The following is a 19,562-nucleotide window of genomic DNA, read 5'->3' on the forward strand; positions in this document are numbered from 1 at the left end:
CAAATTAATGTTCAACATGACTTTATTGATGTGATATTTCTGACTGTGAGTGCAGTCCTTTCTGGAGCAGAGGGTTGGAGCGATATAGAAGTGTTTGGTCGAGATAAACTTGATTGGTTGCGCCAATACCGTCCCTTTGAAAACGGCATTCCTGTTGACGATACCATTGCCCGAATTGTCCGAGTAATATGCCCTGAACAATTAAATAAAGCCTTTATGAATTGGGTGAATGAAGTGCGTGTTGAAACGGGTAAGCCTCAAATTGCCATCGACGGTAAGACACTTCGTCATTCCTACGATGGCGATAAGCAAACGGCATTACATAGCATTACCGCCTGGAGCAAAGATGCAGGTTTAGTGCTTGCGCAACTGAAGTCATCGGGCAAGAAAAATGAGAATGCTTCGGTATTGGACCTACTCGACACGCTTAATATTAAAGGCGCTCTTATCAGTGCAGATGCCATGAACTCTCAGAAAAAGATAGTCGAGAAAATCAGCTCGGAGAACGCAGATTATGTGCTCTGCATCAAAAATAACCACAAACAACTACGCGATGAAATTGCCGCCTATTTCCATAAGGTAGAGAGGGATAATCCCGCTTGGATTGCCTGTAATGAACAGACTGATTCTGGCCATGGACGAATTGAAGTACGCCGGTGCCAGCAACTAAGAGTCAGTGAGTGGATAAGTGAAGCACAGCACTGGAAAGGTATACGCAGTGTTATCAAAATAGAACGAGAGCGCCACCTTAAAGACAAAGAGGTGAGCACTGAAACGCAATATTACATCAGTTCACTGGATATTGACCCCGTTGCGGTCAACCAGGCTATCCGAGCACACTGGGAAGTCGAAAATAAAGTCCACTGGGTGTTAGACGTGACGTTCAAAGAAGATGATAGCCGAATACGCAAAGAGGACGGAGCGGAAAATGTCGGAGTGATTAGGCGGTTTTGTTTGAATATGGCTCGTTTACACCCCAAGAAAGCCAGCATGAGAAGCAAACTCAAAATGGCTGGCTGGGCCGATGAATTCAGAGCAGAGCTTATTTTTGGGTAAAAGTATGCGGTTGCCCTGCCCATGCCCAGAATCCGAGTACTGATTGTATTGCATCGCTGTGGAAGTGTTTTAGAATAACCCGGCCAACTTATGTATTTGCCAAGGAAACGCCATGTTAGATCCTAAAAAACTTGAAGATATTGCACGCCAGATTGCCGACTCGGTACCGCCAGGCGTTAAAAACATGGCCGAAGAAGCCGAAGGAAGAATTAAACAGGTGCTGCAGTCACAATTATCCAAACTGGATCTGGTGACTCGCGAAGAGTTTGATATTCAAACCCAGGTGTTAATCAAAACCCGGGAAAAGCTGGAAGCGATGGAAGTACGCCTGGCCGCTCTTGAAGCCGAGCAAGCTGCCGACGACTAAGCCTGCCCCAGCACAATTAAATCCATAATCAGCCCCAGCGCAATCACCAGCCCCACGTAGTGATTATCTAAAAAGGCCTTAAAACAGGCCTCGCGCTGGCGGTGACGAATATTATAGTGCTGATGAATAAACAGCGCAGCAGCGCCCACCAGGCCGGCATAAGCAAACACACCAAGGTTATTGAGCATAAACACCGCCGCCAGTAACAGCAGGGTAATCACCTCCAGTAGCGCCACAATCAGCTTATCCATGCGGCCAAACAAAATGGCACTCGACTTAATGCCGATAATTACGTCATCGTCGCGGTCGACCATGGCGTACATGGTGTCGTAAGCTATGGTCCACAGCAGATTTGCCACAAACAGCAACCAGCCCCACGCCGGGATGTCGCCTCTTACCGCCATTACCGCCATGGGAATCGCCCAGCCATAAGCGGCACCTAATACAGCCTGAGGCAAATAGGTATAACGCTTCATAAACGGATAGGCCGAGGCCAGCAGCAGCGCAACACAGGAAAGCAAAATGGTTGCCCAGCTCAGTTGCAGCACGATTAAAAAGGCGATCAGGATGAGGGCACTGAACAGTTGTAAGGCTTCACGCTCGGTGACATGCCCGGCCACCAGCGGGCGCTCGTTGGTACGTTTTACCGCGCCATCCACGTGGCGATCGGCATAATCGTTAATTACGCAGCCCGCCGAACGCATTACCACTACGCCCAGTGAGAATAAAATAAGCTCTTTCAGTGGCGGCATACCACCTGCAGCCAGCATTAATGCCCACAGGGTTGGCCACAGCAGCAAATATATACCAATGGGCTTATCGAGCCGCATTAGTTTGGCGTAGTGAGGAAAGTTTTGCAGGGTCAGCGTCATGTTTGGCATACCAGCGCGCAGTGAAGACGCCGGAAGTTTAGCATTGCCAGCAACGCCGAGACAATCCACCATCCACCTTTAGTCTAAAGTTAGGTTGTGCGCTGTGGTTGTCTCAACTAGAATTTAGTTAATTGAATTTTATGGATAACCTTAATGAAGCAGTTTCTTCGGCTGATTGTGTTACTTGGCATGCTCGCGCCTTTTTCTAATGCCTCAGCACAGGATCAACCGTCTTATGCCTACATTGGTATTGAACCTGAGATTGTCACCAATTATCTGGGCCCCAGTGCTACCAAGCTGGGCTATGTACGGGTGATGATCGAAATTATGGTAGCGGATGTCGACCAGCTCGAACTGGTAGAACACCATATGCCCCTGCTACGCGCTACTGCCATTGAAATTTTTGGTCGGCAGCCGGAAGAGAAGGTTAAATCACTCACCGGCCGGGAAGACATTCGCCGCGCCGTGCTGGCAGCGCTGCAAGACCACATGCTGCAGGAAACCGGCGCCAAGGTAATTAAAGACATTATCTTTACCAAGTACCTGCATCAAAAATAGCGTTGCGGCTTAACGGGCAGTCGGTTTACCGCTGCCCAGTGTCAGCAGCCAGGCCATCACACACCCTGACATTAACCCGGCCGTATGCGCCGCATTGGCCATATTTACCCACAGTACATCGGCAAAGCCTAACAGCAACCAAACCAGCATAAAGCCAACAATGGCTTTGGGCAGATAAAGCCCCCATTGTGGCCGCAACCAACCAGTGATCCACACAAAGCCTACCAGGCCATATACCACACCAGAAAGCCCGCCAAAATTGGGCCCGGATACCATCAGCTGTGCCAGATTACTCACCAGCGCGGTGACAACAAACAAAATAATAATGAAACTGCTGCCAAACTTACGTTCTACCTGGGAGCCCAGCATACTCCACCACAACAGGTTAAAAATAAAATGCAGTACACTAAAGTGAATAAAAGCCGGCCCTAACAGGCGCCACCATTCATGGTTTTGCAGCAGATTACCGAGCGGCATTATCATCAGCGCAGCGGCAATAGGCTGAAACAACCCCACCAGTGAAGCACCGAATATCAGGGTACACAGGATCAGGATAACGCCGGTTACCGGCGAGCGGCGCAGCGAAACCAGCCAACGGCGCATACTGTTGCCCGGGGCCTGTTCTACCGGTATATCGGTTCGCTCAGAGTGCTGCCAGGCCGCCTGCTGATACTTTGGATCATTGGGGGCCTGAATAAACGCCTGGCAAATTTCCAGTGCGCGTTCGTGGTGGGCTTCGTTATCCAGCACCAGCACGTACTGGTCTTCCTCGGGTACATGATGAACCTGTACCGGGATCTGTTGGGATTTCAGGTAACTGGCCAGTGAGTCAGCGTAACGTAGCTGACTGATTGCAATCAGTGGTTTTGCCACAATTAGTCGCTAACCACCGGCTGACCCAGACGCCAGCCTTCAAAGCCGCCATCCATGCTGTACACCTTTTCGTAGCCCTGACCAACCAGAAACTGTGCGGCTTGCTGGCTGCTTACACCGTGATAGCACACCACCACTACCGGGGCGCTTTTGGGAGTGGCTTCCATAAACGCGGCCAGATTATCGTTATTCAGGTTAATAGCGCCTTCCATGTGAGCAGACTGAAACGACCCGGCATCGCGGATATCCGCAATAACCAGATCGTCTTTTTGTTCAGCGACGTCAGCGATAGTGATGTGTTGGAATGGTTGCATAAAACTCTTATTGCCAGTTAAGAATGACTTTTCCTGACTCTCCGGAACCCATTACATCAAAGCCTTGCTGAAAGTCGTCAATGGCAAACTGATGCGTAATGATGGGGGAAATGTCCAGGCCACTTTGCAGTAAGCTCGCCATCTTGTACCAGGTCTCAAACATTTCCCGGCCGTAGATACCTTTAATCACCAGGCCTTTAAAAATCACCTGGTTCCAGTCGATGGCGACGTCCTGCGGCGGAATACCTAGCATGGCAACTTTTCCGCCGTTATTCATGTTATTGAGCATATCGCGAAAGGCCGCCGGGACTCCAGACATTTCTAGGCCAATATCAAAGCCTTCGGTCATGCCCAGTCCGTTCATTACGTCTTTCAGCGACTCTTCCGCCACATTCACAGCGCGGCTCACGCCCATTTGTTCGGCCAGTTTCAGGCGATACGGGTTTACATCGGTGATCACCACATGGCGTGCGCCAACGTGGCGGGCGACCGCGGCAGCCATAATGCCAATCGGGCCGGCACCGGTGATCAACACATCCTCACCCACCAGATCGAACGACAGCGCGGTGTGTACAGCGTTACCAAAGGGGTCGAAGATAGAAGCCAGATCATCGCTGATATTATCCGGGATCTTAAAGGCGTTAAACGCGGGGATCACCAGGTATTCGGCAAAAGCGCCAGCGCGATTTACGCCCACGCCTTCGGTATTGCGGCACAGGTGGCGGCGGCCCGCACGGCAGTTACGGCAGTGGCCGCAGGTGATATGGCCTTCGCCAGATACCCTGTCGCCCACTTTGAAGCCCTGCACTTCCTGCCCCATGTCGACCACTTCGCCAACATATTCGTGGCCCACGACCATAGGTACCGGAATGGTTTTCTGCGCCCAGTCGTCCCACTGGTAAATATGCATGTCGGTGCCGCAAATGGCAGTTTTACGAATTTTAATCAGCAGGTCGTTATGGCCCATTACCGGTTTATCGGTATCAAGCATCCAGATACCGCGGGTTGGCTGCTGTTTTACCAACGACTTCATGCAATCACTCCCAGTTCACGACCCACTTCAATAAACGCATCCACTGCTTTATCTACGTGCTCCAGTGTATGGGCAGCCGACATCTGAGTACGAATACGCGCCTGGCCTTTAGGTACCACAGGGTAAGAGAAGCCAATCACATAAATGCCTTTCTCCAGCAGTTTCTCTGCCATCTGGTTGGCCAGTTTGGCGTCGCCGAGCATCACCGGAATGATGGCGTGATCTTCGCCTGCCAGGGTAAAACCGGCTTCAGTCATGCGGTGGCGGAAGTGTTCGGCATTGCGCCACAGCTGGGCACGTAAATCGTGGCCATCGGCCATCATGTCGAACACTTTCAGTGACGCTGCCACAATGGGCGGGGCCACAGAGTTTGAAAACAGGTACGGACGAGAACGCTGGCGCAGCCATTCAATGGCGGCTTTGCTACCAGACGTATAACCGCCGGATGCGCCGCCTAAAGCCTTGCCCAGGGTGCCGGTAATTAAGTCAATCCGTCCCAGCACGTCACAGTATTCGTGGCTGCCGCGGCCGTTTTCACCCAGAAAACCGGTGGCATGGCAGTCGTCTACCATCACCATGGCATCGTATTTATCGGCCAGATCGCATACGCCTTTCAGGTTGGCAATGATACCGTCCATCGAAAACACGCCGTCGGTAGCGATTAGGATAAACCGGGCGCCGTCCTCACGTGCCTGCTTTAACTGTTCCTCCAGCGCCTGCATGTCATTGTTAGCATAGCGGTAACGCTTAGCTTTACTGAGGCGGACGCCGTCGATAATACTGGCGTGATTCAGTGCATCAGACACAATGGCATCTTCCGGCCCGAGTAACGTTTCAAACAAGCCGCCATTGGCATCGAAACAGGACGGATACAAAATGGTGTCTTCGGTACCCAGGAAGTCGCTGATTTTGGCTTCCAGGGCTTTATGAATATCCTGGGTGCCACAAATAAAGCGTACCGAGGCCACGCCGAACCCGTGGGAATCCAATCCGTCCTTAGCCGCTTCAATCAGTGCCGGGTGATTGGCCAGGCCCAGATAATTGTTGGCACAAAAGTTAATAACGTGGTCACCGCTCTGGGTGGCGATGTCGGCTTGTTGCTGGGTGGTGATCACCCGCTCTACCTTGTACAACCCATCCTCACGGGTGGCGTTAAGCTGTTGTTCGAGATGAGAAATAAAAGATGCTGACATGCAAGCACTCCTGGCCGAAAGGGTTGGATAAAAGAGGCGTATTGTACCGAAGAGCCGGTGAGACTGCCTATGCCAGGGCGCATGGCTGCGGGTTTCTGTACGCCTAAAGTGTAAACTTTTAAGGACGCTCTGCAACGCCTCCCGGAAGTTCGCAGGTTAGAGTTGCCAGCGCCCCATATATACCTTGGTTTGTAGCACGTCCCACAAGCGATGTTCGTCGATAGGTATACTGATGTAATACCCCTGCCCGTACTGGCAGTTCATAGTTGCCAGTTGAAATAACTGCTCGGGCTGTTCAATGCCTTCGGCGATGATCTGCTGCCCCATGCTGCGCACCATGCTTATGGTGGAGCTGACAATATTACGATCGCTTTCGGTTTCGAGCATACCGGCTATAAAAGAACGGTCAATCTTAATAATGTCGCTGGGGATCATTTTCAGATAGCTTAATGATGAGTAGCCGGTCCCAAAATCGTCTACGGCAAGTTTGCAGCCCAGGGCGCGGATCTGCTGAATAACGTCTACCGCCCGCTCTATGTCGGCCACCAGCACGGTTTCGGTGAGTTCCAGCTCGATGTTACGCGCGTCCACCTTGTGCAGCTCAATAAGCTCCATCAGGTAAGGTAGCAACGCGCTGTTAGCAAACTGCGCCGCCGACAGGTTAATAGCCATTTTTACATTACGATAGCCGTTGGTTTCCAGTCTGGACAAGAGCTCAATGGCTTTTTCCATTACCCAAAAATCAAGCTCAGACATCATTGCCGTATTTTCGAGCATAGGCAGAAAATCCCCCGGAGGCACCAGGCCTCGTTGCGGATGATTCCAGCGCAGCAGTGCTTCGAATCCGGTGAGTCGCTTGCTGGCCAATTCAATTTGCGGTTGCAGGGCAAGGAAGAATTGTTGTTCTTTTAAAGCAATACGGGCTTCATTCTCAAGCTCCACCTGCTTAACGATTTTCTGGTTCATCGACGAATTAAAGAAGCGGAAACTGGAGCCTCGTTCCAGCTTGGCTTCGTACATGGCGGTGTCGGCCTGACGCATCAGCTCCAGTGCCCGTGTTTTTGAGTTGGAAGTGTAGGCCACGCCAATACTGATGCTGATATAGAAAGTTTGTTCGCTGATGCGCATGGGCTCAACAAACTCTTCGATCAGCTTGTCGGCAACAATATTCACCTGCTCGACCTTATCGAGCCCGGTTACCAGGATCACAAACTCATCGCCACCAAACCGGGCGATCAGGTCATTTTCTCTGATCACCCTGGAAAGCCTTTCGCCGGCGAGTTTTACTACTTCATCGCCAAAGTGATGACCGTGGCTGTCGTTAACCTTTTTAAAGTTATCCAGGTCAATAAACAATAAAGCCATACCCGCCTGCCGACGCTGCAGTGCTGCCAGCTGTTTGTTGATCTGAAAGGTCATCATATTACGATTGGGCAAGCCGGTGAGGCTGTCGAACATGGCCATCTTTTCCAGCTTGGCCGTGTTCACCGTCATTTGCTGATCCAGCGACTCCAGTTTATCGGACAGTTCTACGGCAGCCTCACCCAGGGTGTCGAGCTCATCCAGCAGCCATTTTTCACGGGTAAAGCTGCGTTTTTGCTGTATTTTGAATTCTTCAAAGCGCTTTTGAGCCAGTAACGGCAGCATGTTTGCCAACGCAGTAAGTTTTTGCGCATAGCGCCGCAACAGTACAAACATACATAACACAAAGGTCAATACCAACCCCACTCCACCGAAGAAAATAACCCGGTTCTGGCTTTTATAAGCACGTTTACGCTCATCAATGTCATGGGTAAACATCAGATAATGACCGTTAGACTTGTGCTGATAGAGTGGCAATAGCGTTATAAGGTAGGCGCGCCCGTTTACGTTAACTTCGTAGCCGCTGGTGATCAGCTTGGTTTTGCTGGCGGAAGGCGGAATGGCGGCCAGAATATCGCGCATAAAGCGCTCCTGCTTATCGCTGACCATACTGTTAATGAAGTATCGGTCGGATTGAGAGTTGGCCCCCCTGGCATGCTTCACCAGCACCAGATCTGACTGACTGGCGCCATCGGCTGCCTCACTCAGTAAGGCCAGTAATTCCTGTAATGATGTGCTCATTACTACTACATTAGCAGTCTGCCGGTTGATCATCACTGGGATGCTGACAACCTGTTCGCACATTACATGACAATGCACGCCGGCAACAGGCCTAGCCTCGGTAAGGGTTTGTTCAACCATTTCAAGCACATCGTCTGGCAACATCTCCCCCTGCTGGTATACCAGTTGTTGCTGGTTGTCGAGTATCCATATGTTATTAACATCCCACTGAAGCAACAGGAAATCTTCGGCGCGCCTGAAGGTATCTACCAGTTCGGTAGTATTACCCGGTGGGATATCGTTAATGTATTTGAGTCCTTCGACCCAAACTGATAGACGTTCATTGAGTAAAGTTGAGAACTGATGATAGCGGGTAACGTCACGCGATAATATCGTCTGATTAAGCTGTTGCTCCTGATTAGCCGCCTGATACAGTAATAGACCCACCACCAGCGAGCAAACAAACATGATCACTACCAACATGATGGTCAGGACTTTGTAACTGAGCGAGACGGTTTTTTTCATCGACTCAGAACCAGTACATCAGTTGCACAGACCATGCATTCCAGTACGGCTTTGCATAAACCAGCGCATCAGGAAATACCACGGCAGTAAGGCGACCGGCACCGTGGGTACGGGAAAACTCACCGCTCAGCCTAAGATTAGCCTGAATATCCCAGCTGAGGCCCACGGTGAGTGTATCCATGTACCCGTAGTGTTCAGGGATGGCACCAAATGGATTAAATGCCAGTTGCTTGCCGTGGCGGTCCTTGCGATCCACATCGTAGGTATCAAATCGCACCAGTCCGGTTAGGTTGTTTTGCAAAAAATAGCGCCACTGGAGGTAGCCGCCCTCGCCGGTTTTATCGACATCCAGCCTGATGCCCTGCGTGAAGTCTCCCTCGTACATCAACCGGTCGCGCAGCAACTCCATGGTGAGTTCCCAGTTTTCGCTGTCGTAACGCGCGGCCAGGGTGAGCCGGTCGATACCGGACTTGCCGTTAAGCAGGATATCCACTGCGGCGGGGTCATAGGTAAACTCAGACTGTAGCAGACTAAAACCCAGCTGCCAGTGCATGGATTGCGGCTGCCAGTAGGTACTGAACTGGTGCGTAAAATCCTGTTTTACCCGCCCTTGAGCCTGCGGGCTTAGCAGCTTTTCGGTATCTTCTCTGGCCAGCGGTGAGCGACCGTAGCTCCAGCGCACTTCCCAGGTGCCACTGCTGCTGGTTTTAGCGCTTTGCAGAGCAATACCGTCGCTGCTGAGGGCGAGGTCGCGGTTACCATCGTAGTAAATAGACTGAGGCAACGAAATGGAGGGGCGGGTTTGCGGCACATCCTGGGTAGCCGAATACCACCAGTGGCGGTTTTTATAACGGCCCAGGTGCACGTTTACCTGCCAGTCAAACAAGCGTGTTAAGCGCCAGTCTAAAAATAAATAATCGAGACGTGCGCCCTGGCGAAAACGGTTGCCGCCGTCGAGGTAAACTAACTGACCTGACACACTCAATGAAGAGTTAATCACATAGGAGCCGTTAATGCCTATTTCGGTGAGTTCGGTGGTTATCTCATTACCGGTCGTGATGTAGTTGCTGTCGGTAGAGCTGGTAAGCCCCTGGGCAACAAAGCCGTGCCAGGAGAAGTCGTCGTAATTCGCCTCGCTAAAACGAGTAATAAGCAGTAACAGAATCCCTACACTCAACGCAAAACGCTTCATAACGGCTCTCCTACGGTGATCATCCTGATATTCTTATTCATCTGCCCCGGCGCTTGCAGGTAGCCAATGGCGCCGGGGGTTTGTTCTATAATGTTTTGCATAGCCTGAGCAGTGTCGACGGCTTTAGGGGCTTCGCCCTGACCGGAATACACCACCCGCTGCCAGATACGTTCGAGCTGGTAGGGATAAATATTAAGTAACTGGCGGCAAAAATACTGATGGGTATCACTTTTAGGCGGCAGTACAAATACCCTGATCCGACTGCCGTCGGGCCAGAACTGGGTGCGCCCGGCAAAGATCATCCGAAGTTGCGCGGGTGTTAGCGTAGTAATATCAACGGATTGATTAACCACCACAGCGATAGGCTGTGCGGGTGTCTCGGCCCGAGCAGTTGCTGTCCAGAATGCTCCTATCCATACCAATAGGGCGCCGAAGCAGAACGCTTTTAAAATCCAAACTTTCAAATGTACGCCTTAACTAATGTAGCCATTTGCGTAGGTCCCTTCCTGCCGCGAAGTGCCTTCCCAGAGTTGGACAGGCCCAATTACAAGTTTAGAAAAGAATTGGATTTTTTAAAGTGTTTATTATTATAACTTTAGTGCAATAAGCGCAGGACGTTAAACGCTTTCAGGCCGGTTAAGCAGCGTATCGATAGCGGTATTCACCTGGTCGGTGGTGATCATGCTCATCAGATCTTCACCTTTGGCCCGTTTACCCCAGGGTAAAGCCTGCCAGGGTTTACCAGTTTGCTGTTCAATGCAGTGGTCGTAAACTGAAACCACATCGGCCAGATTGTTATAAGGGCCGGTGCGGCGCGGGTTGGAATGCGCATACAGGCCAATGACAGGCGTATGCACTGCCGTTGCCATATGGGCAGGGCCGGTGTCGGGGGCGATAACCAAACTCGCCTCAGCGAGCACACCGGCCAGTTCTTTGAGGGTGGTTTTACCAATCAGGTCGTCTTTGATGGGAGCGCCGGCTGCCTGGATAGCATCGCCGATGGTTCTGTCGAGGGGCCCCGGTCCGCCGCAAAGGAATACCGGTATATTTTTATTGGCAAGATGCTGAGCAGCCGCGGCATACCCCTCTGCGGTCCAGTTACGTTCTGCCTTAGACGCAGCCGGGCAAATAACGGCATAGCGGCCATATTGCTGCTTTAAGCTAACGCCCTTAGCCAGATCAGACTCGCTCAAAGGCAACTGCCAGGCGGGCTTTTCCACCGGCGCAATGCCCATGGCATCGGCAAACGCCATAAAACCTTCCAGCACATGGGGATGCTGCTGCCGGGCAATGCGTTTGTTAATAAACAGGCTATGGCCTTCTTTGCTGCGGGACTTATCGAAACCTAAACGCACTTTAGCCCTGATAGCGCGGGACAGCAGATTAGCGCGCAGTGCTATCTGCATAACACAGAGCACATCAAATCGTTGTGCTTTAAATTGCTGGCGAATAGCCTGCATCCCTTTACGGCCGGTTTTCTTGTCATAGATAACAAACTCTACGCCGTCCATGCCGTTAAGCAACTGGTACTCTATCTTACCGATAATCCAGGTGATCCGGATGTCAGGCCTGGCACTCCTGATACGATTAACCATGGCTGCGGCATGACACACATCGCCAATGGCTGATAATCTAAGAATACATATTCTTGCATTTTGAGGGAGTTTTAATACACCTGACAAAGAATCTTCCAACTAGCACTGATAAACCCCGCTAATTTGATTACAATCAGCATGATTTAACAAGTCTTAATACTGAGAATTATCGTTGCAAGCCATACAAACCTATACATCAGGCCGTGATACGCTGTTACTTTGCGCCGACCAGTGCGAAGCATTCGGTATTCCTGTTCCTCCTCCTGAATGGTTACAGCAGTCACACTGGAAGCAGTCTGCCACCGCCAACAGCGGGCGCGGTCAGGCGGTACTGATTGATAAGCCGGCGCAAATGGTGCTGAGGGATTATTGCCGTGGCGGTCTGGTAAGGCATGTGTCTGAGCGACGGTTTATTTTCGGCGGGCTAACCACCACCCGTCCCTATCGTGAGCTTAACCTGCTCAATAAGATGCACCAGGCAGGATTACCGGTGCCCAGAGGGCTGGCCGGGCGCGTCAGCCGCTATGGTATCAGCTACGAAGCCAGTATCTTAATGGAACGCATTCCGCACAGTTGTGAAGTGCATGAGCACCTGCTTGCAAAGCCACTGGCTGGCCAACAATGGCAACAAATAGGACGCTTAATCAGGCAGTTACATGATAATCAGGTTTATCATCACGACCTTAACATTCACAATATTTTGATCGATCGGGACGATAAGTTCTGGCTGATTGATTTTGATAAATGTGCCGAGAAGGCCGGTGACCAGTGGAAAGCCGGTAATCTGAGCCGTTTAAACCGTTCCTTAAACAAGGAACAGGGCAAGTATCCAGGTTATCATTTTACGCCGGAAAACTGGGATAGCCTGCTAAGTGGTTATAATCAGCCTGGCTAGCCGGATGGCGATTGCATCCGCCGTAAAATCTGGTTACTGTTTTCTTAACTCAAACAATACTTATCTATTATGCATACACGAGCTATTTATCCGGGGACCTTTGATCCCATCACCAATGGTCATGCCGATTTAATCGAGCGTGCTTCACGCATGTTTGATGAGGTGATTGTAGGGATTGCCGCCAATCCCAGTAAAAAGCCGTTATTCACTCTGGAAGAGCGCGTGTCGTTGATTTCTGCGGTCACCAGTAAACTGGACAACGTTACCGTGATTGGTTTTTCCGGTTTGCTGGCGGAGTTTGCCCGTACCGAGAACGCCACTATCCTGATCCGCGGCTTGCGCGCCGTGGCCGATTTTGAATATGAGTTTCAGTTGGCCAATATGAACCGCCGGTTAAACCCCGATTTAGAAAGTGTGTTTCTTACCCCTTCAGAAGAAAACTCGTTTATATCCTCTACGCTGGTGAAAGAAGTGGCATTGCATCATGGCGATGTCGGTCAGTTTTGTCATCCGGCCGTTAAAGCGGCGCTGGAAAAGCGCTTACACGGCTAATTAGCAGCGCTTAGCGCTGGCACTGCGGGCAGTAAAAGGTATTGCGCTGGCCGATGGTCAGGCTTTTAACGGGCGTTTCGCAGGTTAAGCATGGCTCACCAGCTCGCCCGTAAACGTTGAGAGACTGTTTAAAGTACCCAGGGTTGCCATCGGTCTGGGTGAAGTCTTTAAGCGTGGTACCGCCCTGCTGAATGGCTTTTGCCAGTACTTCCTTAATGGCGATGGTCAGCAACTCATAACGTTTAGCGCTAACCTTGCCCGCTTTACGGCGGGGATCGATACCGGCCATAAACAACGCTTCGTTAGCGTAGATATTACCTACTCCCACCACAACCGCGTTATCCATAATAAAGTTCTTAATGGCCACCTGTTTATTACGAGACAACCTCACCAGGCGCTCAGCATCAAAATCGGTTGTCAGCGGCTCAGGCCCCAGGTGAGCCAGTTGCTGCGGAACAGGCTCTCCGGGCGCTTGCCAGAGGCAGGCGCCAAAGCGTCTGGGATCGTTAAGCCGCAGGCATTTGCCGCTATACAGCACAATGTCGATATGATCATGTTTGACCGGTGCTACGCTCGCATCGAGAACCCGTAGCTTACCCGACATTCCCAGGTGCAGAATTATCCGCCCGCCACCTGCCAGCTCAATAAGCAGGTATTTAGCCCGGCGGTTAACTGCCGTAACCTGTTGGCCAATGGCATCGGTCAGTGATGCTGGCACCGGCCAGCGTAAACGGCGATCGCGAACAATAATATTGCGGATTGCCTGCCCTTCCAGATAGGGGGCAACGCCAAGGCGACTGACTTCTACTTCTGGTAACTCAGGCATTACATTTCCTGCTCATCGGTCAGCCAGGGTAACAGCTGTGACAAACGTACCTTATCGAGGGTATACCACTGCTGGTCAAACTGGACCCAGAGGTTCTGATCCCTGGCCACAAAGGCATAAACCAGCCCCTGAGAGGCTCCGGCTACCCAGACAACGGCTATCAATGGTTCGGTTTGAGTAATTTCCCGCGGCGCCTTGGCTGGCTGCATGACGGCGTTACGCCACTGGCTGATTTGCGCTTCTGGTGTGCTATTAAGGGTTTTATTCACGCCATTCCAGCGCCACTGGTGACCAACCCTTTCCAGTTTAATGCCGCTTTGCTCAATTTTGAGCACATGGGCGTTTTCCGGCAGCAGCGGTAAGCTGACAGGCTGCTGGCTGTCCGGCACAAAACGGTCCAGATTAAACAGGAATATCATGCCTAACATGGCGAATATCACCACATTATTGAATCCTCGTTTGGACAGTCTTGCCATAGTTTAATTACCTGTTGAGATATACTGCTGACATTCACGCAAAAAACCCGGCAACGGCCGGGTTTTCGTGGAGACAAAAGCAAGTTTTATTACTTGATTTTGGCCTCTTTAAACATAACGTGCTTACGAACAACGGGATCATACTTTTTGATCTCCATTTTGCCCGGCATGTTACGCTTGTTTTTGTCAGTGGTGTAGAAGAAACCCGTACCAGCTGAAGAAACTAATTTAATTTTATCACGCATGATTTGGCTTCCTTAGATCTTTTCGCCACGGGCACGGATATCTGTTAATACAGCATCAATACCTTTCTTATCGATAATACGCATGCCTTTTGCAGACAGACGCAGTTTAACGAAGCGGTTTTCGCTCTCAACCCAAAAACGGTGAGATTGAAGGTTTGGTAAAAAGCGACGGCGAGTCGCGTTTCTAGCGTGAGAGCGGTTGTTACCTACCGCAGGACGCTTACCTGTTACTTGACATACTCTTGACATTATTTGTCTCCAGAACAACGAATTTTGTCTCGCCAATCGGTCCCACCAGCAATTTGGGTGTCGGGTCTGATGACGTCTTAACCTTTAAATAAGAGGGCGCATTTTATACAGCAAATCTGCGCCGAATTCAACACTAATCCAGAAAAACCTGCGATCCTGAGCAAAAAACCGCCAACCGGATCCTTCAGATCGGCATTTATACCCTGTTTCAGCGCCTAATCCAAGAATGGCGATCGCATTTCCGTTACGCCGATCAGCTGCACCGGACGGTTTAGCATCTGGCCGCCATCCCGCGCGATCGGCACCCATGGGAATTGTCCACGGCCTGTCGCTGGCTTCAGAATAAACAGATCCAGCGGTACAGAGACATAAAAGCCTTTAGTAAAGCTGCCTTCACCATATTCTTCCGACGAGACATTAGTGAATGAGGCAAATGCGCCCACCACAATGCCACTGTCGAAGCGTTTGGCAAAATCGATATTAATCCCGCGATCCTTAGCCAGGAATTGCCCCACACTGGCTCTGATACGTGTATCCGGCAGGAAGTCAGGCTGATAATAAGCCGACGCAAAACCTGTAACGGCAGAATAATCCGTAAAGGCTGTTGTGCTATCCGGCTCGCGCTGTTTGACGTAGTTTATGTCGACACCAAACGCAAAGTTACTGTCGATAGGACGATACATTATCTCGCCGCCAACGCCGCCGAACATGGTTTCCAGATAACCGCCATACCCCTGGTAATACCAATTATCGGCCAGTCTGTCAGACCACTGCATAAACACCGTATCCAGGGTGATCATTGGGCCGGTAACATATTCACGAACCCGGGTTCTTACCCTTGGCAGAAACGTTTCTTCGGCATCTACTGTGTAATTAAACTTATCGAAATTATCGAGCAGCGTGGTGCGGATCCCACCGTAGATCCCCAGGTGGTCATTAAATTTATAGCCCACACTGCTCAGCAAGCCGATTTGGTATAAATAAAAATCTTCCGGGTTACCAAAGGTCTGTGTCCAGAAAAACTTAGTGGAGAAAAACGCACCAGTGGCGCGATGTGGCTCGTAGGCATCGACCTGTTGCTGGGTAGGCGAAACACGCTGGTAGGTGTTTTCTACATCGCTCTCTGGCACGCTGTAAGTAGCATGTTCGCGGAACTTAGCGGCATCAATAACGGTATCCACCATCGGAATATTATTGCTTTGTTCCACCAGGTGATACTGCTTAATGGATTCCGGCAACTCTGAGGCCAGAATCCGGCTTACCCGCTCGACGCTTTCATTGCGGTCGCGATAAGCGGCTTGCAAACCATAAAATGTGGCCTGCTCATCATCGATTTCCAGATCGGTAATGACATAGCCCCCATGGCGGCGCAGATCGTTATAGAGCTTCTGGCGATTCACTGCGGCAGCGTTTTCTGGCGGCCGGATAGTGAGGATTTCACGCGGCGCATTATCAATTTTGACCTGGCTTACGGTGTGCATATTCAGCTTATAGCTGACGCCAAAGCCGATGGTATTGCCGCGCTGGTAATTGAGTGAAAAATCAAAGTTATTCCAGCGATAAACAGCACCAAAGTTCCAGCGGGAGTCCTGCTCCAACGCGCCGGCGCGATCCTGCTGGTAATTATTGCCCTCGAACTCGGCTTTGAAACTCAGACCTTCCAGCGGAGTCTGATATTCTACGCCTCCAAATACGGCCATAGGCCCTTTGAAGAAGTTCTGGTAATCAACCTTACCACCGCGGCCGGAAAAGCCGTCCGGACGCTCACAGAAGCTTTCTCTGAGCTCACAGAAAGGGTTAGTGATATCATTTTGATACCCTAAATGCCCCCACCCCAGGCCAAGGTGAAAGTCGAAGGGCCCGACGGCTTTACTGGCATTAACAAACTCACTTTCAAAAAAGCCGGTGCCGCCAAAATCTCTGAAGCCCACCGAAATATCCGGTAAATAATAGCTTTCCTGCCAGAGCTGAAATTTAACATCGAGGCCTTTATCTTTAAGGGTTTGATCGCCACTGAAGTCTTCTACATTACTGTAAAGCCGGGTTCGCACGTCGGTATAACGGGCGGTTGCCTCCATCCAGGGAAAGAGCTGCAGACTCACCGACATAAACCGATATTCCTGGTTGTCGGTGTAATTCATCGAGAGGGAGCCTTCCGGCATCATCCGGGCCGTTGGCGTTTGCCACAAGCCTACCCCCCCCTGCACCATCTGGCTGGGGGTCACTGAATATGAATTTGGCTGATCTGATTCGTCAGCCCGGGTCTGGGGCACGGCTGCCATACAGGCCAGTGCCAGAGTCGACAAAGAGAAAGAAAAACGCGGGGCAGCCAAGGTTACATCCTATGCATCATAAGTTGGGCGATTTTGTCGTTGAGCGGACCAATTCGGTCGAAAAACAGCTCATCCTGTAACGGTATAAATATTTCACTGCCAGGCATTGGTTTTACATGCTGGCGATTCCAGTAGGCGATGCCGAGCTTTTTTACATCACCGTCTGGCTCAAGAAGGTAAGCGATATCACGATGGGCATTGGCCGCCACACGAATATCATCAATATAATCGGTTACGGTGTATCGCGTATTAAACGGTAACGCAGTGGCTTGTTCCACCATACCGCTGAGCCTTATCACCTGTGAGCGTTCCTTAAACCGAATATAGTACTCACCGGTATTAAACTGTGGGTTAAGGCCTGGATTAAGTCGCGCCTGATCGTAATCCACTATGACGTTAAGACGGCGCATCAATTGCCAGCTGCCTACTTCCTGGTATAACGCGGCAAGCTGGCGGTATTCGGGACTATCCTTGCTCTGCTCTCGAATAAGCGTTGCCAGTTGCTGCAGGATGTCGGCCCGTTGCTGCTCTATTTCAGGCGCATTTAACTGATATACCGCCGCATTGGCCCAGTATTGGGTTGGCTTGTGCTCAACAATAGACAACACCGTTGCCAGACGCACCGGCCGGTCGAAGGTATATATCTGGCCAGCCACATTGAAGCTCACTGCGATATCTGCAATAGCTGAGCAAGAAAGCAAACCGAGCAACATACAAAATACACGTAACATCAGTTTGTCTCCCGAGCTTTAATTAATCGGGCAATCCGACTCACAAATGTCATTTTCATCCGATCGGAATTCGGTGTGGGCTGCTGCTCACTATAAATGATCTGACCGGACGCCTGTTCCAGCCAATAAACGTTCTGCCAGCTGGTCTCATGGGCCCAGTAGGGTTTATCCATATCGATAGAGACGGTTTCAGTGAGCGGAATAACGGTAAATGCTTTATCATAAAACGTGACCTGCTGAGGAGCACCTCGTTGCCACTGAGATTCCACTGGCAAACCGAAGTGGTGTTCTTCCACATCGATATGATACTGCCAGTTAGCCTGCGATAGTTTATCTGCGGCTCTAAGCGGATTGCTTTCGATATTGTCCGTATACTGCAGGTCGACATCAAGACCGGCGATACGAATGATTTTGTCCCGATCCATGGCTACCACAACGTGGTCTGCAGACACCCATTTATCCTGCCCGTCTTCAATATAGGCCAGGGCCATGTATACGGGTAAACGCTCACCATGCAGGACTTTAAGGAAATCAACTTTACTTTCCCTGACCTGCTCAAATGATAATGAAGGCCCATCTTCAAAAAATGCCAGACGGAGGGTTTCCAGGTACAACCTGTTAACATTAGAACAACCAACCAGCAAGACGCTGACGGCTACCATGATGAAAAATCGAAGAAATGTTGCAACAGACATGAAAGACTCGGTTCAGCCTAATGTAATTCCATAACCAATAAAAAAGCCGCCCAACAGGCGGCTTTCTAAAACTGTTTTCGCTTACTGAGGTACAGTAGGCAAATAAGTAGTAGTTACCGGAACGGTGATAGTAGTAGTTACGCCGTTGGTATTGGTAGTAGTTAAGGTATTTGTTACGTTGTAACAAATGCCGTCTACCAGGTCGTCACCAGCAGAACACTCTGGGTCAGGGTTTTCACCGCCGCCACCAGTACCAGTGTCAGTATTAGTGTCGTTACTCGCGATAACAGAGCCAACTACTGCCGCGGCGATTACACCACCAGCAATACCAGCAGCACCTAAGCCACCTAAAGCGCCACCGACACCACCAGCGCCGCCAGCACCAGCACCCGCACCAGCTTCACCGGTTTGTTGTGCATTCGCAGACATTGCCATAGCGGCAGTGATCAGCGTAATAAGCAATGATTTTTTCATGTTTAGTCCTTTCTATGGGATATCCGCCAAGTGATCATACTAAAGCATTTTTACCGGCAGATCACTAGGGTTGGCGTAAAAAAGTACAACTTAAGATAAAATATACCGGTATAAAAAAGGCTATGTTCGGATTAACTGTTGTTGAATCGAAAAGAGCCTGTTTTCGTTAAGGTTTTCTGGATTATCCATAAACCTGAACCAACCCAGGTAGTGTTCCAAGTATTTTGTGGCTACTCCGTGAAACCGTTTTATCCACGCTTTCAGACGGCTGTGATAGGCGTTAACATTTTGAATGTGAAAGACTTTATCTATCACCTTAATTCCTCCTGCCACATCTAAGCGCTTGTGTATTAAATCATTTTTCTCAGAAAGAGCTATGTAGGGCTTATAGCCATCACTACACAACACACTGTCTTTCTCTAATTT

The 19,562-nt window shown here is 50.4% G+C and carries 23 protein-coding genes; 5 read left to right on the forward strand and 18 right to left on the reverse strand.

Features of this window, described 5'->3' with window-relative positions; genetic code table 11:
- Positions 1 to 3: 3 nt before the first annotated feature.
- On the forward strand, positions 4 to 1,056 hold the full coding sequence (locus tag C6Y40_RS04580; protein WP_105933364.1) for an ISAs1 family transposase: 1,053 nt from the start codon (positions 4 to 6) through the stop codon (positions 1,054 to 1,056).
- A 112-nt stretch (positions 1,057 to 1,168) separates the two neighbouring features.
- Positions 1,169 to 1,423, forward strand: a complete 255-nt coding sequence (gene ubiK / locus C6Y40_RS04585) for a ubiquinone biosynthesis accessory factor UbiK (protein WP_105933558.1) — start codon at positions 1,169 to 1,171, stop codon at positions 1,421 to 1,423.
- Here the strand turns inward: ubiK and ubiA are convergent.
- Positions 1,420 to 2,295 carry a 4-hydroxybenzoate octaprenyltransferase gene (gene ubiA / locus C6Y40_RS04590; RefSeq protein WP_105933574.1) on the reverse strand — a complete coding sequence of 292 codons (876 nt, stop codon included), beginning with the start codon at positions 2,293 to 2,295 and terminating at the stop codon, positions 1,420 to 1,422. The genes ubiK and ubiA overlap by 4 nt on opposite strands.
- A 153-nt stretch (positions 2,296 to 2,448) precedes the next feature.
- Between ubiA and C6Y40_RS04595 the strand changes: the two genes are divergently transcribed.
- The gene (locus C6Y40_RS04595; RefSeq protein ID WP_105933559.1) at positions 2,449 to 2,853 is read left to right on the forward strand and encodes a flagellar basal body-associated protein FliL; all 405 of its coding nucleotides are present in this window, start codon (positions 2,449 to 2,451) and stop codon (positions 2,851 to 2,853) included.
- A 9-nt stretch (positions 2,854 to 2,862) separates the two neighbouring features.
- Here the strand turns inward: C6Y40_RS04595 and glpG are convergent, their stop codons facing one another.
- From glpG to C6Y40_RS04635, 8 genes are all read right to left on the reverse strand, one after another.
- The gene (gene glpG / locus C6Y40_RS04600; protein WP_105933560.1) at positions 2,863 to 3,726 is read right to left on the reverse strand and encodes a rhomboid family intramembrane serine protease GlpG; all 864 of its coding nucleotides are present in this window, start codon (positions 3,724 to 3,726) and stop codon (positions 2,863 to 2,865) included.
- 2 nt (positions 3,727 to 3,728) lie between these two features.
- A complete protein-coding gene (gene glpE / locus C6Y40_RS04605) occupies positions 3,729 to 4,040 on the reverse strand; it encodes a thiosulfate sulfurtransferase GlpE (RefSeq protein ID WP_105933561.1) in 312 nt (103 codons plus the stop codon).
- Positions 4,041 to 4,047: 7 nt separating this feature from the next.
- A complete protein-coding gene (gene tdh, locus C6Y40_RS04610) occupies positions 4,048 to 5,073 on the reverse strand; it encodes an L-threonine 3-dehydrogenase (RefSeq protein ID WP_105933562.1) in 1,026 nt (341 codons plus the stop codon).
- On the reverse strand, positions 5,070 to 6,266 hold the full coding sequence (gene kbl, locus C6Y40_RS04615) for a glycine C-acetyltransferase (protein ID WP_105933563.1): 1,197 nt from the start codon (positions 6,264 to 6,266) through the stop codon (positions 5,070 to 5,072). Before kbl ends, tdh begins: the two co-directional genes overlap by 4 nt.
- 156 nt (positions 6,267 to 6,422) lie before the next feature.
- Positions 6,423 to 8,873, reverse strand: coding sequence for a putative bifunctional diguanylate cyclase/phosphodiesterase (locus tag C6Y40_RS04620; protein ID WP_105933564.1), 2,451 nt, complete (start codon positions 8,871 to 8,873; stop codon positions 6,423 to 6,425).
- 4 nt (positions 8,874 to 8,877) lie between these two features.
- Complete coding sequence (locus tag C6Y40_RS04625; RefSeq protein ID WP_105933565.1) at positions 8,878 to 10,065, reverse strand: hypothetical protein; 1,188 nt, start codon at positions 10,063 to 10,065, stop codon at positions 8,878 to 8,880.
- Complete coding sequence (locus C6Y40_RS04630) at positions 10,062 to 10,529, reverse strand: substrate-binding domain-containing protein (protein ID WP_146129495.1); 468 nt, start codon at positions 10,527 to 10,529, stop codon at positions 10,062 to 10,064. The genes C6Y40_RS04625 and C6Y40_RS04630 overlap by 4 nt, the downstream gene beginning before the upstream one ends.
- Before the next feature lie 153 nt (positions 10,530 to 10,682).
- Positions 10,683 to 11,747 (reverse strand): glycosyltransferase family 9 protein, encoded by a 1,065-nt coding sequence (locus tag C6Y40_RS04635; RefSeq protein WP_240621845.1) that lies wholly within the window; start codon positions 11,745 to 11,747, stop codon positions 10,683 to 10,685.
- Positions 11,748 to 11,832: 85 nt separating this feature from the next.
- On the opposite strand from C6Y40_RS04635, the gene C6Y40_RS04640 reads away from it, so the two are divergent.
- On the forward strand, positions 11,833 to 12,555 hold the full coding sequence (locus C6Y40_RS04640; RefSeq protein WP_105933567.1) for a 3-deoxy-D-manno-octulosonic acid kinase: 723 nt from the start codon (positions 11,833 to 11,835) through the stop codon (positions 12,553 to 12,555).
- A 69-nt stretch (positions 12,556 to 12,624) separates the two neighbouring features.
- Positions 12,625 to 13,107: a pantetheine-phosphate adenylyltransferase gene (gene coaD, locus C6Y40_RS04645; RefSeq protein ID WP_105933568.1), complete on the forward strand. Its 483-nt coding sequence runs from the start codon at positions 12,625 to 12,627 to the stop codon at positions 13,105 to 13,107.
- A 10-nt stretch (positions 13,108 to 13,117) separates the two neighbouring features.
- Here the strand turns inward: coaD and mutM are convergent, their stop codons facing one another.
- The 9 genes from mutM to C6Y40_RS04690 form a co-directional block, all read right to left on the reverse strand.
- Positions 13,118 to 13,933 (reverse strand): bifunctional DNA-formamidopyrimidine glycosylase/DNA-(apurinic or apyrimidinic site) lyase, encoded by an 816-nt coding sequence (gene mutM, locus C6Y40_RS04650; RefSeq protein ID WP_105933569.1) that lies wholly within the window; start codon positions 13,931 to 13,933, stop codon positions 13,118 to 13,120.
- Positions 13,933 to 14,409: a hypothetical protein gene (locus C6Y40_RS04655; RefSeq protein WP_105933570.1), complete on the reverse strand. Its 477-nt coding sequence runs from the start codon at positions 14,407 to 14,409 to the stop codon at positions 13,933 to 13,935. Before C6Y40_RS04655 ends, mutM begins: the two co-directional genes overlap by 1 nt.
- 89 nt (positions 14,410 to 14,498) lie before the next feature.
- Complete coding sequence (gene rpmG, locus C6Y40_RS04660; protein ID WP_012516577.1) at positions 14,499 to 14,654, reverse strand: 50S ribosomal protein L33; 156 nt, start codon at positions 14,652 to 14,654, stop codon at positions 14,499 to 14,501.
- Positions 14,655 to 14,666: 12 nt separating this feature from the next.
- Positions 14,667 to 14,903 carry a 50S ribosomal protein L28 gene (gene rpmB, locus C6Y40_RS04665; protein ID WP_105933571.1) on the reverse strand — a complete coding sequence of 79 codons (237 nt, stop codon included), beginning with the start codon at positions 14,901 to 14,903 and terminating at the stop codon, positions 14,667 to 14,669.
- A gap of 215 nt (positions 14,904 to 15,118) precedes the next feature.
- Positions 15,119 to 17,236, reverse strand: a complete 2,118-nt coding sequence (locus tag C6Y40_RS04670) for a YjbH domain-containing protein (RefSeq protein ID WP_420836926.1) — start codon at positions 17,234 to 17,236, stop codon at positions 15,119 to 15,121.
- Positions 17,237 to 17,238: 2 nt separating this feature from the next.
- On the reverse strand, positions 17,239 to 17,967 hold the full coding sequence (locus tag C6Y40_RS04675) for a capsule biosynthesis GfcC family protein (protein ID WP_105933572.1): 729 nt from the start codon (positions 17,965 to 17,967) through the stop codon (positions 17,239 to 17,241).
- Complete coding sequence (locus tag C6Y40_RS04680) at positions 17,967 to 18,662, reverse strand: YjbF family lipoprotein (protein WP_105933573.1); 696 nt, start codon at positions 18,660 to 18,662, stop codon at positions 17,967 to 17,969. The genes C6Y40_RS04675 and C6Y40_RS04680 overlap by 1 nt, the downstream gene beginning before the upstream one ends.
- A gap of 81 nt (positions 18,663 to 18,743) precedes the next feature.
- Complete coding sequence (locus C6Y40_RS24555) at positions 18,744 to 19,136, reverse strand: hypothetical protein (protein WP_146129496.1); 393 nt, start codon at positions 19,134 to 19,136, stop codon at positions 18,744 to 18,746.
- A gap of 120 nt (positions 19,137 to 19,256) precedes the next feature.
- On the reverse strand, positions 19,257 to 19,562 hold a 306-nt coding region (locus C6Y40_RS04690), incomplete at its 5' end, for an IS1595 family transposase (protein WP_146129497.1).

This window comes from Marisediminitalea alba (assembly GCF_002993365.1).
Classification (GTDB): Bacteria; Pseudomonadota; Gammaproteobacteria; order Enterobacterales; family Alteromonadaceae; genus Alteromonas; species Alteromonas alba.